This window comes from Segatella copri (assembly GCF_009495355.1).
In the GTDB taxonomy this organism is placed as follows: domain Bacteria; phylum Bacteroidota; class Bacteroidia; order Bacteroidales; family Bacteroidaceae; genus Prevotella.
In genome coordinates this window covers 14,630-32,572 of sequence record NZ_VZAD01000082.1, presented here as the reverse complement: position 1 = coordinate 32,572, position 17,943 = coordinate 14,630, and the positions used below count along the sequence as shown (strand labels likewise).

General features: G+C 52.0%; 15 protein-coding genes. 10 read left to right on the top strand and 5 right to left on the bottom strand.

Annotated elements, in window-relative coordinates:
- Positions 1-220: 220 nt before the first annotated feature.
- Both F7D20_RS10960 and proS read right to left on the bottom strand, forming a co-directional pair.
- Positions 221-1,177, bottom strand: a complete 957-nt coding sequence (locus F7D20_RS10960) for a D-2-hydroxyacid dehydrogenase (protein ID WP_158464072.1) — start codon at positions 1,175-1,177, stop codon at positions 221-223.
- A 92-nt stretch (positions 1,178-1,269) separates the two neighbouring features.
- Positions 1,270-2,751: a proline--tRNA ligase gene (proS, locus tag F7D20_RS10955; RefSeq protein WP_158464071.1), complete on the bottom strand. Its 1,482-nt coding sequence runs from the start codon at positions 2,749-2,751 to the stop codon at positions 1,270-1,272.
- Between the two features lie 233 nt (positions 2,752-2,984).
- Between proS and F7D20_RS10950 the strand changes: the two genes are divergently transcribed.
- The 3 genes from F7D20_RS10950 (at position 2,985) to F7D20_RS10940 (ending at position 7,065) form a co-directional block, all read left to right on the top strand.
- On the top strand, positions 2,985-3,680 hold the full coding sequence (locus F7D20_RS10950) for an OmpA family protein (RefSeq protein ID WP_022252256.1): 696 nt from the start codon (positions 2,985-2,987) through the stop codon (positions 3,678-3,680).
- A gap of 67 nt (positions 3,681-3,747) precedes the next feature.
- On the top strand, positions 3,748-4,476 hold the full coding sequence (gene mtgA / locus F7D20_RS10945) for a monofunctional biosynthetic peptidoglycan transglycosylase (protein ID WP_158464070.1): 729 nt from the start codon (positions 3,748-3,750) through the stop codon (positions 4,474-4,476).
- 21 nt (positions 4,477-4,497) lie between these two features.
- Complete coding sequence (locus tag F7D20_RS10940; RefSeq protein ID WP_158464069.1) at positions 4,498-7,065, top strand: ATP-dependent helicase; 2,568 nt, start codon at positions 4,498-4,500, stop codon at positions 7,063-7,065.
- A 284-nt stretch (positions 7,066-7,349) separates the two neighbouring features.
- On the opposite strand, the gene F7D20_RS10935 is transcribed toward F7D20_RS10940, so the two are convergent.
- The 3 genes from F7D20_RS10935 to F7D20_RS10925 form a co-directional block, all read right to left on the bottom strand.
- Complete coding sequence (locus F7D20_RS10935; protein ID WP_158464068.1) at positions 7,350-7,610, bottom strand: hypothetical protein; 261 nt, start codon at positions 7,608-7,610, stop codon at positions 7,350-7,352.
- A gap of 103 nt (positions 7,611-7,713) precedes the next feature.
- Complete coding sequence (locus tag F7D20_RS10930) at positions 7,714-8,061, bottom strand: phage holin family protein (protein ID WP_158464073.1); 348 nt, start codon at positions 8,059-8,061, stop codon at positions 7,714-7,716.
- Between the two features lie 118 nt (positions 8,062-8,179).
- On the bottom strand, positions 8,180-8,392 hold the full coding sequence (locus F7D20_RS10925; RefSeq protein WP_158464067.1) for a YtxH domain-containing protein: 213 nt from the start codon (positions 8,390-8,392) through the stop codon (positions 8,180-8,182).
- Positions 8,393-8,672: 280 nt separating this feature from the next.
- Here F7D20_RS10925 and F7D20_RS10920 point away from each other — a divergent pair, with 280 nt between their 5' ends.
- The 7 genes from F7D20_RS10920 to F7D20_RS10890 all read left to right on the top strand — a co-directional run bounded on the left by F7D20_RS10920 (position 8,673) and on the right by F7D20_RS10890 (position 17,898).
- Complete coding sequence (locus F7D20_RS10920; RefSeq protein ID WP_158464066.1) at positions 8,673-9,161, top strand: SPOR domain-containing protein; 489 nt, start codon at positions 8,673-8,675, stop codon at positions 9,159-9,161.
- Positions 9,162-9,575 carry a Holliday junction resolvase RuvX gene (gene ruvX / locus F7D20_RS10915; protein ID WP_022252265.1) on the top strand — a complete coding sequence of 138 codons (414 nt, stop codon included), beginning with the start codon at positions 9,162-9,164 and terminating at the stop codon, positions 9,573-9,575.
- Positions 9,572-10,132, top strand: a complete 561-nt coding sequence (gene def / locus F7D20_RS10910) for a peptide deformylase (RefSeq protein WP_022252266.1) — start codon at positions 9,572-9,574, stop codon at positions 10,130-10,132. The genes ruvX and def overlap by 4 nt, the downstream gene beginning before the upstream one ends.
- 593 nt (positions 10,133-10,725) lie before the next feature.
- Entirely contained in the window at positions 10,726-12,702 is a 1,977-nt protein-coding gene (locus F7D20_RS10905; RefSeq protein WP_158464065.1) for a tetratricopeptide repeat protein, read from the top strand.
- 87 nt (positions 12,703-12,789) lie between these two features.
- Positions 12,790-13,317: a DUF3575 domain-containing protein gene (locus F7D20_RS10900; protein ID WP_228114177.1), complete on the top strand. Its 528-nt coding sequence runs from the start codon at positions 12,790-12,792 to the stop codon at positions 13,315-13,317.
- Between the two features lie 222 nt (positions 13,318-13,539).
- On the top strand, positions 13,540-15,621 hold the full coding sequence (locus tag F7D20_RS10895) for a carboxypeptidase-like regulatory domain-containing protein (RefSeq protein WP_194253555.1): 2,082 nt from the start codon (positions 13,540-13,542) through the stop codon (positions 15,619-15,621).
- An 18-nt stretch (positions 15,622-15,639) separates the two neighbouring features.
- Positions 15,640-17,898, top strand: a complete 2,259-nt coding sequence (locus tag F7D20_RS10890) for a hypothetical protein (protein ID WP_158464062.1) — start codon at positions 15,640-15,642, stop codon at positions 17,896-17,898.
- Positions 17,899-17,943: the final 45 nt, after the last annotated feature.

Here is a 17,943-nt window from a genome sequence, read left to right as displayed (position 1 = left end):
CGTACGTACGGTGCAATGAGAGGTGCTGGGGGTAACTCCCCACATCTACTCTATTGTTTATATTGAATTTAACTCCCGTACCATAACTACTCAGCACCCCTATTGAAAACTTTGAATAGTAAAGGCTCTAAATGAAAGCGGCTTCGATTGTCAATGAAGCCTATTTCATAGAGCAATGAAAGCGGCTTCGTAAGCAGTTGAAGCCTATTCCTCCTGAGTCTTATTTGTTCACCACGTTGATGGGGTTTCCTTCGATGAATGCCTTGACGTTGGCAGCCACTTGCTTGTTGAGACGGGTGCGGGCTTCGAGTGTTGCCCATGCGATGTGGGGAGTGATGAAGGCGTTGGACTCACGGAACAGGGGATTGTCCTGACGGGGTGGCTCCTGACTCATCACGTCGGCACCATAGGCGGCAAGCCTTCCCTCGTGAAGCGCCTTTGCCACAGCTTCCTCGTCGACCAGCGGACCGCGGCCGGTATTGATGAGGATGGCAGATGGCTTCATCTTCTTGATGCTCTCATCGTTGATGAGATGATAAGTGTCATCGTTGAGAGGGCAGTGGAGCGAGAGGATGTCGGAAGTAGCCAGCAGTCCGTCACGGCTTACCTTGGTGATCCATTCGGGCAGGTCGGTGGCGTTCTTGCTGGTGCAGGCGTATACGTCCATCCCCATGTCGCGTGCGATGGTGGCCACCTTTATACCAATGTTGCCCAATCCCATGATGCCCATCTTCTTGCCTGCCAGTTCCATGAGGGGAGTGTCCCAGTAGCAGAAGTCTTTGTTGTAGGTCCAACGGTCGTTGCGGTTTTCATGCGTGTAATGTTCCACACGGTTGGTAATGGCGAGGATGAGGGCGAAGGTCATCTGCGCCACGCTGTCGGTGCTGTAGGCAGGAATGTTGGTTACGACAATGCCGCGTTCTTTGGCGGCCTGGATGTCGACCACGTTGAAGCCTGTGGCCTGTACGCCGATGTATTTGAGTCGGGGCAACTGTGCGATGGTCTCTGCATCCATCTGTACTTTGTTGATGAGGATGATGTCGGCGTCTTTGGCACGTTCCACCTTTTCGGCATCGGATGTGCGGGGGTAGACAGTCACATCACCCAGTTGCTTGAGTGCATCCCAGTTGAGGTCGCCTGGATTTGAGGCGTAGCCATCCATGATAACAATATTCATAAGCTTGACAAAAATGAAAGAAGTTAAAGAAGCATTGCAGAGCTTCTTTAACTTCTGTATGGTTAAAAAAACGTTTTATGAATCTACTATGTTTAGTAGCTACGAGCGATGATGACCCGAGCCACGGCAGGCTTGCCGCTTACCATGTCGACACCAGGAGTCTGCTCGTAGGCGAAAGGCACGCAACGGATAGTGGCCTGAGTCTCCTCCTTGATCTTAGCCTCGGTCTCGGCAGTACCGTCCCAATGGCAGAGGAAGAAGCCGCCGTCCTTGACACGCTCCTTGAACTCCTCGTAGTTGTCGCACTCGTAGACATGAGCGTCGCGATAGCTGCGGGCTTTCTCGAAGATGTTGTGCTGAATGTCGTCGAGCATTTCCTTCACGCGCTCCACGATACCGTCGAAGCTGACAGACTCTTTCTCCAAGGTGTCACGACGCATGATCTCGATGGTGTTGTTCTCCAGGTCGCGGCCACCCATGACGAGGCGTACAGGAACACCCTTGAGCTCGTAGTCGGCAAACTTGAAGCCAGGACGCTTGTTGTCGGAGTCGTCGTACTTCACGCTGATGCCCAACTCGCGCAGCTGGTCGATGACGGGCTGCAGCTTGGCTGTGATCTGCTGCAACTGCTCATCGCCCTTGTTGATAGGAATGATGACCACCTGTACAGGAGCCAGCTTTGGAGGCAGTACGAGACCGTTGTCGTCGCTGTGGACCATGATGAGCGCACCCATCAGACGGGTAGAGACGCCCCATGAAGTAGCCCATACGTACTCGGGCTTGTTCTCCTTATTAAGATAGGTGACGTCGAAACTCTTGGCGAAGTTCTGACCCAGGAAGTGGGAAGTACCGCTCTGAAGGGCCTTGCCGTCCTGCATCATTGCCTCGATGGTGTAAGTGTTGAGGGCACCGGCGAAGCGCTCGGTCTCGCTCTTCACACCCTGGAGAACAGGGACGCCCATGTAGTTCTCGGCGAAGTCGGCGTAGACCTTCAGCATCTCCTGAGCCTTGGCCTCAGCCTCTTCCTTCGTGGCGTGGGCTGTGTGACCTTCCTGCCAGAGGAACTCTGAGGTGCGGAGGAAAGGACGGGTACGCATTTCCCAGCGCATCACGTTGCACCACTGGTTGCAAAGGATAGGGAGGTCGCGCCATGAATGGATCCAGTTTTTGTAGGTGTTCCAGATGATGGTCTCGGAAGTAGGACGGATGATCAGCTCTTCGTCGAGCTTGGCTGCTGGGTCGACGTCAACGCTCTTGCCGTCTTCCGAAGCCTTGAGACGATAGTGTGTCACCACGGCGCACTCCTTGGCGAAGCCTGCCACGTGCTCAGCCTCACGCGAGAAGAAACTCTTGGGGATGAGCATAGGGAAATATGCGTTCTGTACACCTGTCTTCTTAAACATCTTGTCGAGCTCTTGCTGCATCTTCTCCCAGATGGCGTAGCCGTATGGTTTGATGATCATACAACCGCGTACTGGAGACAGTTCAGCGAGGTCGGCTTTCATTACCAAGTCGTTATACCACTGGCTGTAGTTCTCAGCACGCTTGGTCAAATTCTTTAGTTCTTTAGCCATATTTATTTTTAGTTTATGTATTTTATTTTCGAATGTTATCTTAGAAAATCTCCCGAGAAACAAGAGTTTTAGGGATTCCCTCTCACTATAGTAGGAGTTTTCCCTTGGCTCTTTTTGCAAATAGCCTTAAATTTGCATGCAAAATTACAAAAAAATATTAGAAAAGACTCCATGTTGGAGAAAAAAGAGTTATCTTTGCATTTAAATTAACGAAATATATAGGAGAAAAGAGTATGAAAAAGATGAAATTTCAGGTAGCAGCCCTTTCTATGCTGCTGGTTTTGGGTAGTTGTCAGACTAAGACGGGCACGGGTGCAGCTGTAGGTGCTGGCTCTGGTGCTGCTCTGGGAGCTATCGTTGGTGGACTGCTCAACAACAGTCATCGTGGAACCGGTGCCCTCGTGGGTGCTGCCATTGGTGCAGCTGTAGGTGGTGGAGCCGGAACTCTGATTGGCAAACACATGGACAAGGTGGCTGAGCAGGCCAAGCAGGTGGAGAACGCCAAGGTGGAGCAGGTGACCGACGCCAACGGACTGGCTGCTGTCAAGGTGACCTTTGATTCGGGAATCCTTTTCAAGATCAATAAGTTCGACCTCAACGCCAACGCCAAGAACGACCTTGCCAAGTTCTCTCAGGTGTTGAAGAACAATACTGATTGCCAGGTTGACATCCAGGGTTATACTGACTCAACTGGTAACGACGGAATCAACCTGCCTCTGAGTGAGAACCGTGCCAAGGCTGTTTACAATTATCTCACCTCTTGTGGCGTGAAGGCAAGCCAGTTCAAGAACGTGGCTGGTTACGGCTCAAGCAACCCTGTAGGAGACAACAGCACCAAGGCTGGTCAGCAGGCCAACCGCCGTGTGGAGGTTTATCTCTATGCAAGCCAGGCCATGGTTGACAAGGCCAACAACGGTACTTTGAACTAATGAACTGAATCCAACGGGCCGTGGACGCATTCTTTGTGCTCCCCGGTCCACATGAGTAATCATTACGATGATTCTAAAGAAAATAAAGAAAATATTGAAATGGGTGGTGGTGCTGTTTTTCAGTACCACCATTCTTGCTGTTGTGGCCTATCGTTTCATCCCGGTCTACATCACGCCCCTGATGGTGATAAGGTGCTTCCAGCAAGTGGCTGAGGGCGAGAGTGTTACCCTGCATCATCATTGGGTTTCGATGGACAAGATTTCGCCCCACATGCCCGTGGCGGTCATGGCAAGCGAGGACTCCCGTTTTCTGAAACATCATGGTTTCGACTTCAACGCCATAGAGAATGCTGCCCGCAACAATGCCCGTGGCGGAAAGGTGCATGGAGCCAGTACCATCAGTCAGCAGACGGCAAAGAATGTCTTCCTGTGGCCCGGTCGCTCGTGGACCCGAAAGGGATTCGAGGCTTACTTCACCTTCCTCATAGAGATGATGTGGAGCAAGCAGCGCATCATGGAGGTTTACCTCAACAGCATCGAGATGGGCGACGGTATTTATGGTGTGGACGCTGTGGCTGAATACCATTTCGACAAGGAGGCGAACGACCTCTTCCGTAGTGAGTGCGCCCTGATTGCCGCCACTCTCCCCAATCCCCGCAAGTTCAACTCGGAGCATCCCAGTCGCTACATGCGCAAGCGACAGAGGCAGATAGAGCACGAAATGCGCTTCATTCCCGCCTTTCCGAAGGAGGGAGAAGACCTTGACCCCAATACTGCTGTGGGAGGATATAAATAATGAGTAGTAAACATTAAAAGAATGGATTTATTGAACGACCTGAACGAATCGCAGCGCAAGGCTGTGGAATATATTGACGGACCTTCGCTTGTGATTGCCGGTGCAGGTTCGGGAAAGACCCGTGTGCTTACCTATAAGATCGCTTACCTCTTGCAACAGGGAGTGAAACCCTGGAGCATCATGGCGCTCACCTTTACCAACAAGGCTGCACGAGAGATGAAAGAACGCATCGGCAAACTCGTGGGACAGGAATTGGCGCAGCATCTCTATATGGGAACTTTCCACAGCATTTTCTCTCGCATTCTCAGAGCCGAGGCTCAGCACATAGGTTTCACCAACAACTTTACCATCTACGACGAGAGCGACTCGCGCTCGCTCATCAAGACCATCGTCAAGGAGATGGGACTCGACGAGAAGGTCTACAAGCCTGCCTCCGTCCACAGCCGCATTTCTATGGCTAAGAACAACCTGATGAGTGCGGAGAACTACGCCCGCGACAAGGAATCGTATCAAGCCGACCAGCGTGCCAAAATGCCACGTCTGGGAGAAATTTTCATTACGTATGTGCAGCGTTGCCAACAGTCCAACGCCATGGATTTCGACGATCTGCTGACTCTTACCTTCAAGCTCTTTCAGGAGCATGAGGACATCAGGAAGAAATATGCCGACAGGTTCGACTTCCTCTTGGTTGACGAGTATCAGGACACCAACCACGCCCAGATGCGCATCGTGATGCAGTTGTGCAAGGAGAAGGAGCGGGTTTGTGCCGTGGGCGACGACTCGCAGAGCATCTATAGTTTTCGTGGTGCCAATATCGACAATATTCTCAGTTTTCAGAGCCGGTTCAAGGAAGCCAAACTCTTCAAACTGGAGCAGAACTATCGCAGCACGCAGAGCATTGTGGAGGCGGCAAACAGTCTGATTAAGCACAACAGCAATCAGATTCCGAAGAACGTTTACAGCAAGAACGACAAGGGAGAGAGCCTGATCTACAAACCAGCCTACAGCGACAAGGAAGAGGCCCTGATCGTGTGTCGCGAGATCAAGCGCATCAAGCGTCAGGACGATTGCCAGTACAGCGATTTCGCCATCCTCTACCGTACCAATGCCCAGAGCCGAAGTTTCGAGGAAGAGTTCAGAAAACAGGGCATTCCTTATCGCATCTATGGTGGACTCAGCTTCTTCCAGCGCAAGGAGATCAAGGATGTCATCGCTTACTTCCGTCTCGTGGCGAATCCCGACGACGAGGAGGCTTTCAAGCGTATCATCAACTATCCCTCACGAGGAATTGGCAATACGACCGTGGCAAAGATTGCTGCCTGTGCGCTCGACAATCATGTGAGCTTCTGGCAGGTTATTTCCTCGCCCGAGCATTATGGTTTGGGAGTCAACAAGGGAACGCTTGCCAAGTTGGAGAGTTTCCGGTTGATGATCAGCGGTTTTGTGGAGAAGTCGGCGAGCATGAACGCCTTCGACCTGGGCGACACCATCGTCAAGGAGAGTGGTATTAGTGCCGATATTTATAAATCGGGAAGCCGTGATCCTGAGGATTTGGCCCGTCAGGAGAACCTGGAAGAGCTGTTGGGAGGAATGCAGAGTTTTGTGGAGGAATGTCGCGAGGAGGGACGTGAGCAGGAGGCTTATCTCACGGATTATCTGCAGGGCGTTGCGTTGTTGACCGATCTCGACAGCAAGGGCGATGACGACGAGCCCAGTGTGTCGCTCATGACCGTTCATGCCTCCAAGGGACTTGAGTTCTCTACGGTCTTTGTGGTAGGTTTGGAGGAGAACGTCTTCCCAAGTGCCATTGTCTCCACGCTCCGTGAGTTGGAGGAGGAGCGCCGTCTGCTTTATGTTGCCATTACGCGAGCCGAGAAACATTGTATTCTCACGAGTGCGAAAAACCGTTTCCGTTATGGTAAGATGGAGTTTGGCAATCCCAGTCGTTTCATCAAGGAGATAGATTCTGCGTTTATTCAGGAGGATTCTGAAATGCCTCACGACGACAATGTTTTCGGAAGTAGTGGCTATGGAAGAGGCGGTTATGGAAATGGCGGTTATGGTGGAAGAATGCCCTGGGACAACCATTCTATCTCCTCGCAATTCAAGCCCGACAAAAAGGATTATTCTGACGGCGAGGATGATTTCAGAACAAACGGAAGGGGTGGCTATCGGACTTCTGGCCGTGATGATTTCAGAAGTTCCAGTCGTGATGATTTCAGAACATCGGGTAGGTCAGGTTCTGGTTTAGACAGTAGATTCAAGTCGGTAAGAGGACTGGAAGCTGCACGTCGTATTATGGATTCTTCCTCTTCTTCGAGCGGCTCAGCCTTTGGAGGGACGTCCTCTTCGGCTGGTTCCTCTTCTCATTCGTCAGGTTTCTCTTCTCATTCGACTGGTTCTTCTACCTCTTCGGCAGGTTCAGGCAGACTGGTAGAAGGAGCCAAGATCGAGCATCAGCGCTTTGGCGTAGGAACGGTTCTTAAGCTGGAGGGCTCGGGCGAGAATGCCAAGGCCACTGTCCAGTTTGTCAATTCCGGGACGAAGCAGCTTCTTCTCAAGTTTGCCAAGTTTACCATTATAGGGTAGGGGGTGCTCTGTAAAGAGCGCTCCACCTTCTGAAAGTTTGACGTTGAAGGGTTGTTAAATTTGGATCGTTTAAACAAGGGGAATAGTTAAAAGAAATTAAATAAACGGATGAATACTTGCAAATTACATATTATATTTTTATATTTGCAATGTGTTTTTCATAGTATTAGATTTAAGGTTAACAACATGGGGTCACGGCGGTGGCCCATTTTTTTTGCCATTATTTTTACTTTTAAGACTTATTCCGACTTAATTTTATTTTTACTTTTCAAACTTAGTCTTGTTTACTTTTTTCTCTTGAACTTGCGGTAGAGTTTCCATGCAAGGATAGCCCCATCGAGTGCGCCAGCACCCATGGACATCAGACTGCTTATTCGTTTGCTTGTGCTTGCCGACTTCGACAGGGCATCAGGCTTTTTGAAAAGCGAGTTCCATAGAGTTTTTATTTTTTCATCATCGGCATCAATATCCTTTCGCACCAATTCCTTGCGCAACATGATTTCTGCCAACGAACTTAATTCCTGTTCTTGATTATTTTTTGTCATTTTTGTTATGATTTTACTGAACTTGGTTCAATTAAACATTAGTAAGTTCAGAACCCAGCTCAATTAAACATTAAACACTAAGAATTAACCATTAAACTAAGCGCTATTTCAGGAGTAGGCTGGCAAGAAATCTGACAAAAGGTTTCTCGATCCATTGGTGCCTGTTGGCAACGAATAAGAGCAAGAGGAGAATGTAAAAAGCTGCCACGATGCAAAATCCCCATACCATTCCCAACCAGTTGCCCAGGGCGAAAGCCGCAGCAAACGACAGGTAGATGAGGACGATGGTAAGGAGCCCGAGCAACACCAGAGTGATGGTGAAGGCTGTGAGCAAGCGAACAACTTTGTCAACTACATCGAGCTTCAAATATTCCTTCTGAAGCCCGATGTAGTGCTTGATAGTTTCTACGAGTTGTCCTATTGTCTCAACGTTTTTATCGTTAGAGAACATCATATTATAAAACTAACTTTCGAATTAATTCAACTTTCGCATTTGCGAAACTTCAATTTATTGTTCAACCAATCCTGGTTGTGTTGAAAATGTGCTAAAAGATGAAAGGGCAGGGAAATTAAACCTCAGTAGCAGCATCCTTGATGTCATCTACCAGGTCGTCCACATCTTTCTTGCTCAACTTGATGTCGTGCTTCTTGCAGAAATCATCAATTGCGCCAGAAATTTTGTTGCGAGTATCTTCACCTTTCTCAGGAGCAAAAATCAAACCGAGAGCGCCGCCGGCAAGAGCACCGCCGAGGAATGCGCCAATGTAACCTAATGCTTTCATAATTCTAATGTATTAAATGTTAAACATGTTATTAATTACACTTTGTCAAGTGGAGGAGTTGTTGTTCTTTCATTTCTCCGCTTGCTAAAGTTGATGTTGCAAATATACAAAACTTTAGGGACAAAACAAGAGTTTTTGGCTTAAATTTTCCATAAAAATGTTGTTTTATATGGATTTAACAAACTTTATGCGCCCTTTTTTCCCTATTTGCGATATATTTTGTATTTTCGCCGAACAAAAAAATGATTTCAAAAGTTAAACAATAAATAAACAAAAGCACATGAAGAAAATTTCAATAATGAGTGTTGGCTTATGCGCAGCCTTGGCGCTCGCAAGTTGTGGAACATCTAAGGAGAGTGCTTATCGCAAGGCTTTCGAGAAGGCGCAGGCTCAGGAGGCTCAGCAGGCACAGCAGGCACCTGTCACTACCGAACCTGTCGTAACTCCTTTGGAGACAGCTCCAGCCACTCAGACAACAGTCACCGACGTAGATAATGCCGTGGTTCGCCAGGAGAGCGTTTCTATGGTTGCAGGTTCTGGTTTGCAGAACTTCAGCGTAGTAGTAGGCTCTTTCGGTGTGAAGGCCAATGCCGAGGGCTTGTACAACACCCTCAAGAGCGCAGGCTATGATGCTCAGATCGTTCAGGGCGAGCGCAATATGTACCGTGTTGTTGCCACCACATTCGCCGACAAGGCCAACGCTGTGAAGAGCCGCAACGAGCTTCGTGCTGGCAAGTATCCAGATGCTTGGTTGCTTTTCAAGAAATAAATGCGAATCCTTTCCATCGATTACGGGAAAAAACGCACAGGGCTCGCGGTAACCGACCCTCTTCAGATTATCGCTGGAGGGTTGGGTACCGTCGAGACTTCTGTGCTCTATGAGTATATAGAGGCGTACATCCAGCGTGAGCAGGTGGAGCGCATCGTGATAGGAAAGCCCATGCAGCCCAATGGTCAGCCCAGCGAGAACATGGTAAGGGTGGAGAATTTCTACAACCGTTGGCGCAAGGCTCATCCCGAGATTCCCATAGAGTATTACGACGAGCGCTTTACGTCGGTCTTGGCCCACCGTGCCATGATAGATGGCGGAGTGAAGAAGAAGACAAGGCGCGAGAACAAAGGTTTGGTGGACGAGATCAGCGCCACCATTATTTTACAAGATTATTTGCAGTCAAGAAAATGATTTTACCAATTTATATTTATGGTCAGCCTGTTTTACGAAAGGTTGCCGAAGATGTCACCCCAGAATATCCCGAGCTTAAGACTCTTATTGCCAATATGTTCGAGACTCTCGATGCCAGCAATGGTGTAGGTCTTGCAGCACCTCAGATAGGTTTGGCCATCCGTGTGGTGGTAATCGACCTCGACGTGCTGAGCGAGGAATTCCCCGAGTACAAGGGTTTCCGCAAGGCATTCATCAATGCACATATCTTAGAGTATGACGACGAGAGCGAGAAGGCTTCCTCTGAGGAGGGTTGTCTTTCCATCCCAGGTATTTCTGAGAAGGTGACTCGTCCTACCCGCATCCATGTGAAGTATCTCGACGAGGAGATGCAGGAGCACGACGAGTGGGTGGAAGGTTACCTGGCACGTGTGATGCAGCATGAGTTCGACCACTTGGAGGGCACCATGTTTATCGACCGCCTGTCGCCTCTTCGCAAGAACATGATTGCAGGCAAGCTGAAGAACATCCTCAAGGGAAAGTTCCGCTGTTCTTATCGTACAAAGATCAGACATTAATGCAGCTTAGGAGAATTCTCAGGAGATTTTCTCAAGGAGATTTTCTAAGGAGATTTTCTCAGGAGATTTTCTAAGGAGTTAAAGGAGTTAAGGAGTTAAGGGAGTTAAGACAAATGCTTTTGTGGACTCAACATTAAACATTAATTGAAGTTTCGCAAAGTGGTTCAAGTACGGGCTGAAGGCCCAAAAGTTCTAAGCAGCACGCCCTGAAAGGGCAGAAGCTCTTAGCCCAGGGCAACGCCCTGGGTATGAAGGCAATCAGCAATGCGCCCTGTAAGGGCAACAGCTTTTATATATTTTATATATTGCCCCTGAAGTTTTAAAGCTTTTGCCCTTACAGGGCGATAGGCTTGCGTTCAAATAAACCCAGGGCGCTGCCCTGGGCTAAGAGTTTCTGCCCTTTCAGGGCGTGCTGCTATGAGTTTCTGCCCTTTACCTTTGCTTTACCCTTCGGCCAGCGATTTTCAATTCCGCTACGCGTCGGTGACCGTTGGTTCAGGGCATGTGGAGCAAACTTCCGAAAGTTCAATTAACTTACATTCATCGTACATATTTTTCATCGTACAAAACATACAAGATAGGCAGACGTTCTTATGATAAGGAGATTGTTGACTGGTTTAGTTTTTATGCTTTTTGTTGGCACGGCGTCAGCACAATACCGTGTCGACCGACTCATTACGGCCGGACGAAGTGCGCTTTATTATGAAGACTATGTACTCTCCATCAAGTACTTCAACCTTGCCATTGGCGCCAAACCTTATCTCTACGAGCCTTGGTATTACAGAAGTGTGGCGAAGTTCAACCTCGACGATTTCGTTGGGGCGGAGGGCGACGCCAATGAGGCTTTGAAACTCAATCCCTACATTAATGATATTTACGACCTGCGTGCGATTACCCGCATCCGACAGGGACGTTACGACGAGGCCATTTCCGACTATGATGCAGCTATCCGTTTAGAGCCCCGCAACCGCAACTATTGGTTCAACCGAGCCCTTTGCAAGATGGAGGACGGCAAGTATGACGACGCCCTCGCTCAGCTCGATTCCATCATCACCCGATGGGACAAGTTCTCGAAGGCCTATTCGCTCAAAGCCGAGGTCTATCTGCAGAAAAAGGACACGCTCAACGCCGAGAAATGGCTCGACAAGAGTCTGGTGCTCGACCCTTACGATGGCGAGGCCTGGACTACGCGTGCCTATATGGCATTGGCGCGCAAGGAATGGAAGACTGCCGACGAGGCGCTTACCAAGTCTTTGCACTTCAAGCCCAACAACGTGAACAGTTACATCAATCGCGCCCTGGCACGCATCAACCTCAACAACCTCCGAGGAGCGATGAGCGATTACGACAACGCCCTCGACATAGACCCCAACAACTTCCTGGCCCACTACAACCGTGGACTGATGCGCGTGCAGTTGGGTGACAATAACCGAGCCATCGAAGATTTCGACTTCGTCATCAAGATGGAGCCCAAGAACTTCATGGCCATCTTCAACCGAGCCTTGCTACACGATAAGGTGGGCGACCTGAAGGCGGCTATCCGTGACTATACGACGGTCATCAACCAGTTCCCCAACTTCTGGACGGGTCTGTCGTATCGTGCAGGCTGTTACCGTCGGTTGGGAATGATAGCCAAGGCCGAGCTCGATGAGTTCCGCATCTTCAAGGCTCAGATGAACAAGCACTTAGGCATTCAGCCACGATGGAGCGCGAAGACCAAGAGGGCCATGCGCAAGCGTTCGGAGATAGACCCCAACAAATATGCATCGCTCGTGGTCGAAGATGCGCCCAAGTACGAGCATGAGTACAAGAGCGAGTATCGTGGCAAGGTGCAGAACCGTGTGGTCGAGGCTGGCTATCTGCCTATGTATCAGTTGTCTTACTTCCCCAACAACAAGAGCCTGAGCACCATTCAGGCTTACGACAAGGAGGTGGACGCCTTCAACATGACCCTCGACAAGAAAGCCAAGCACAAGCTCTACATCGTGTGCAGCAAGGACCAGCTCAACGAGGCCGAGTCGATGGAGATCTTCTCCATGATCGACCGTCTGTCGGCAGAGCTCAGCGTGGCAAAGAGCGACGCCGAGAAAGCCCAACTGCTGTTGCTGCGTGCCGTGGCCCATTCCGTGTTGCGCGATTTCGAGGCGGCCATTGCCGACTTTACCGAGTACGTGGGTTGTGGAGGAAAGAGTTCCATAGCCTACTGGCAACGTGCCGTCTGTCAGACCGAGCTCGACGAGTTCAACCTCTCTGAGGGCAAGGGCATTACCAATCTCCATTCTGCCGAGGCCGACTTCAGCGACGCCATCCGTCAGAACGGCAACAACGCCTATGTGTATTACAACCGTGGCAACCTGCATGCAGGGCGCAATGAGCTCTCCAAGGCCATCGACGACTATTCCATCGCCATCCGCATCGACTCCAACCTTGCCGAGGCTTACTACAACCGAGGCATTGCCCGTTCGAAGTCTGGCAACAAGCAAGCCGCCATCCAGGATCTTTCCAAGGCTGGCGAGCTGGGACTCTACGATGCTTACGCCGTCATCAAGCGACTCAACAAGCAGAAGTAGGGGAGTTAGAGAAAACTAAAAAAATAAGAATCACATTTATAAATATATATGGTTATTTATCACTTAAAGAAAGCAAAAGTATGGTGCATGCTGGCCGTCCTTTCAGCCAGCCTTCTGGCTCCCATGCAGACGAAGGCCCAGCGAGTGGCTGTCAAGACCAATGCCCTCTACTGGGCTGCCTCTACTCCCAACCTCGGAGCAGAGTTCAGGGTCAATCGCCACGTCACCTTCAATTTCGAGGCAGCTTACAACCGTATCAAGGTCTTCAACATCGACACCCGTGGCGCCATGATCACGCCTGAGGTGCGCTATTGGTTCAGCGCCCGTCCGCAGGCAGGTCATTTTGTGGGAATTGCCGGCATAGGCTGCCACTACAACTACGAGCGTGGGGACAATCGCCATAAGGGCGACCTCTATGGTGGAGGCGTTACCTACGGCTATAGTTTCGTGTTGTCGCGACGTTGGAGTCTTGAGACGACCCTTGGCGTGGGAATGGCTCACGTGCAGGAGATGAGATGGGACAAGGACGAGTATGAGCCCGACGAGGCCAATGTGAAAGGGTGGAGACCCATCCCCATCAAGGCTGGTGTAACCTTCGTGTATCTAATCAAGTAAAAAGCACAATCCCCTGGAAGTCACACACATATATACAACGGCTTCCCCATGTATAGTTCTCTTTATCAGCATAAGATTCACAAAAATCTATCAGCATAAGATTCACAAAAATTTTATCAGCATAAGATTCACAAAGACGTGCCAGCCATGCGCATTTTTGCAAAAACGCATGCGCGAACATACTTATATATACATACAAAAAATAAGATAAGAATGCAATTTATGACTACTCATAACTTATTATTCATGAAGCCTCTTCGCTCCATTACTTTTCTTGTCGCCCTCTTCTTGCTCACCGTGTCGGACGTCTCCGCACAGGAGGTGATGCGAGTGCTGGGTACGGTAGTTGTCAAGTCGGACGGCTCACCCTGTATCGGTGTCAACGTTTCCGACGCCGCCACACGCCGTGTGCTTGCCATGACCGATGTCGACGGAACCTTTGCCGTCAACGTGCGTTCCAATGCCCGTCTGCGTTTCTCCATGGTGGGTATGAAGACCAAGGAAGTGGACGTGAAGGGCAAGTCGCGACTGCGCGTGGTGCTCGAAGAGGAGAGTGTCTCGCTCAAGGAGGTGACCGTCTCGCAGAAGCGCATTACCGACAAGATCCTGCCCGAGCCAACCGACATCGAGGTCAGAGGCAACTATTTCCATGTGAAGACCCGTGTGCGTGTGCCCCGCGAGATGTTCTCGCACAACACCCGACTCGTGGTTCAGCCCGTGCTCAACAACGCCACCCGCAAGCAGGTGACCCTCATGAAACCGATGGTGTACGACGCACGCGAGTATAACGAGACGCAGGACCGACTCTACAGCTTCGACCTCAACGACTCGCTTGCCGGCGACCCTCTGGCACGCTACATCACCGTGAAGAGCGAGCAGACACGTGAGAAAGGCCGCCCCAACGACATCATAGGCTACAACGACTCCATCTACGTGGAGCACGTGAAGGACGACTTCTCCTGCGACGTCTATATGGCCATCGAGAACTACAACCGCATCCTCTACCGCGACACCACCATCATCGCCCGTGGAACCGTCAACCCCCTGCGCTTCCTCGACTACAGCTTTGCCGCCCACGAACTTACCGACTCAGCCTACTTCCCCAAGAAGGAGGTGCAGCTTCGTGACAGTCAGGGCAAGGTGAACCTCCGTTTCCCCGTGGGCAAGGCCGTCTTCGACAGCAGCGACCCGCAGAACGCCTCCGAGATCGACAAGCTCCGTCAGCAGATAGAGACCATTTCCCAGTCGAAGGGCGCCTCGCTCAGCTCGCTCGAGCTCCGGGGTCAGTCGTCGCCTGAGGGACGCTACTCCCGCAACATGAGTCTGGCCAAGATGCGTATGGACTATGCCCTCGGTTTCCTGAAGCGCACCCTTCCTGCCGACATGACCCAGGGAATGACCTTCACGTCCGACGCCAAGGTGGCTCCCTGGTCGCGTGTGGCCGAGATACTCCGCAAGGACACCCTTGCCAGCGAGGCCGACAGGGTAGAGGCCATCCTGGCTGCTCATCCTGGCAATATCGAGGCTCAGGGCAGAGCCATCCAGCGCCTGCCTTTCTATCACAAGATCATCGCCACCCGCTGTCTGCCCCAGTTGCGCCGTGTGGACTACACCCTGCACTACAACGTTTACCGCACTCTCACCATCGACGAGATTGCCCAGCTCTACGCCCAGGACTACAGCCAGCTGTCGAAGTATGAGTTCTTCAAGCTCTACCGTGCCGAGGCCGACACAGCGAAGCGCGTCGCCATGATGCGCCAGGCACTCGAGGTGTACCCCTCGTTCATGGCAGCAGCCAACGACCTCTCTGTGCAGCTCATCAACCATCGCCAGTACGACGCCTCCCTGTTGCGCCCCTTCGCAGGTGCCAACGCCCCTCAGGAAGTCAACGTCAACCAGCTCATCACCCTGCTCAACGAGGGCCTTTATGCCTCTGCCGACTCCGTGGCCCATTTCGTCAACGACAACGAGTCGACCCACACCATACTGGCCGTCAACGCCGTTCTCAACAGCCGTTACGATGCCAAAAACTACGCCACCATCGCCAAGACCGGCAAGCGCAATGAGGTGGTGATGCTCCTTGCCATGAAGCTCGACGACGCAGCCCTGCGCATGAGCCGTCAGTTGCCCGACAACGAGGCTGTGAGCCACTATCTCCGTGCCATCTGTCTGAACCGTACCAACGACCCCACCGAGGCCTATGAGGAGCTGAAACGAGCCTTCGCCATGGACGCCTCGCTCAAGGAAATCGCCAAGACCGACGGCGACGTGACCGACCTCCTGTCTACGGATAAACAACAATAAACACACACACAGATCATCATGAAAAGAAAAGATTTCATCCTCATAAGCGCCCTCATCATGGCGGGCGCACCCCTCACCGGTAAGGCGCAGCTCTCGAAGAGCGCTCTCGACTATATGTTGCAGCGCCCACAGGTCACCAAGTCGTACAAGGACAAGAAGTTCATGGACCATCTGTTCATGGATTTCGGTTTCGGAGGCAATCTCATGGGCCGCCACAATGTCAAGCTGGGTCCCATCGCCGAGATGGGCTTGGGCGACTGGATCTCGCCCGAACACGGAGTAAGGCTCAACTTCTATGGCGGAGCCTACAAGATCAGCGGCAAGGAGACGAAGTACGCCTCCGTGGGCCTCGACTATCTACTAAACATCACCGCCATCGCCCAGCCCGGCACTCACTACAGCCAACATCCCTTCGAGGTGTACGGCATTGCCGGCATCGACCTGTCGTATTCGCGTGAGAACAAGCACAACGACCATGGCTTCGGTGCACACATGGGACTGCGCGGACAGTATGCTTTTTCGCCCATCACCTACGTCTATGCAGAGACACGTGTGGGCGTGACGCAGGACAACGTGTCGCAGGTGCAGACCTGGCGCAATCTTCGCCCCATGGCAAGCCTCACCATGGGTCTGGGCGTCCGTATGCCCGACGTGCGCAGAGGCAACATGCGCTCTTATTTCTCCACGCCCCACAGCTTTGCCGACGGACTCTTTGCCGGTGTGCAGGCAGGACCCATGTTCCTGGGCAGCGCCCACGTCAGCGACTGGCACGACAACACGGGCATGAGCGTGGCTGTGTCGCTCGGCAAGTGGATCGACCCCTGCAACGCACTTCGTCTGAACCTCAACACCACCACCTTCATGCAGAACGACGCGACTCGTATGCGTGCCATAGGTGCCCGTCTCGACTATATGCTCAATCTGCACAATGCCTTCGGCGGACTCAAGCCCGAGCGACGCTTCTGGGTCAACGCCCTGGCGGGAATCGGCTTCAACTACTCGCGCGACTGGTACACTGAGTCGCGCTACAGTCTGAACGTAGGAGCCGGTCTGCAGGCCAATGTCCGCCTCTCGCGCGACATCGACTTCGTGCTCGAGCCACGTTTCGATCTCTACAACAGCCGTTGGGCGCCCAATGCCTATACGGTCGACAAGCTCGACGTGACCAGCTCGCTCATGGCAGGATTCGTCTACACCTATCACGAGGAAATGTCGCGTAAGGCCCATCAGGCAGAGGACAACATGAAGATGCGACGCAACAGCTTCGCCCTCACGGGAGGTATGGCGGTGCGCCTCTTCCAGTACGACGAGTGGAAGCGCTACATGCCTGTGGCACGCATCAGCTACACCCACTGGTCGGCTCCGATGGCAGGCTTCCGCTACAGTTTCCAGGGCATGTTCGGACGCCCCATCAACGAGCGCTACTACGGTGCGGCAACGGGCGGTTTCGACTGGATGACCGACCTCACTGCCGTCAGCTATGGTTGCGACAACTCGCGTGTGCTCTCCCTGCGCTCCGTGCTGGGCTTCAATCTTGGTGCCGACCACTCCGAGTACACCCGTCTCAACTCCGACCTTCATGCTGGCGGACAGCTTGCCCTGCGCCTCTCGTCGCACGTCAACCTGCTGGGCGAGGCCCAGTTGGGCTATGAGTTCACCTCGCGCTACAAGGGCTATCGTTCGCATCGTCTGCAGCCCCAGGTGCAGTTGGGTGTGGAGTACAACGTGCAGCGCAGCTCCCGCAACAAGGACCTCGACGAGGCTCCATCCCGCAGAAATTACGTCTTCCTGAGTGCCGGAACGGGTGTTTATACAGGCAACATGGGCGACGGAGGAAGCATCGGTCGCCGTCTCACTCTTCCCACCGACATCGGTTACGGCCATTGGTTCAGCTCTCTGAGCGGCATCCAGGTGGCTTTGGGCAACACCCTCGTGCCTTCGCCCAACCTGGGCAGCAAGACGCTCACAGCCCTTCGTGCCGACTACATGATGAACCTGAAGAGTGCCGTTACGGGCGAGCCTTCCGACGACGAACTGGTGCAGATTACGGGTCTGCTGGGTGCCCAGGTGGCAGTAAGCACCAAGGAGCACCGCACGCCCAACTATGCTCCGGGTCTTCATGCTGCCATGCAGGCTGGTCTGCGCGTGTCGCCTCGTGTGGAACTGTATCTTGAACCTTCCGCCACGCTTTCTACCAAGAACCTGGAGGCTCCCCACTGGTGCAATCCTGCCGAGGTGGAACTGCGTCTCAGCGTGGGTTCGAAATATCACTTCTAATGACTTTTTTTCGAGGGTGCGCAACTACTGACGGTACGTTTCGTA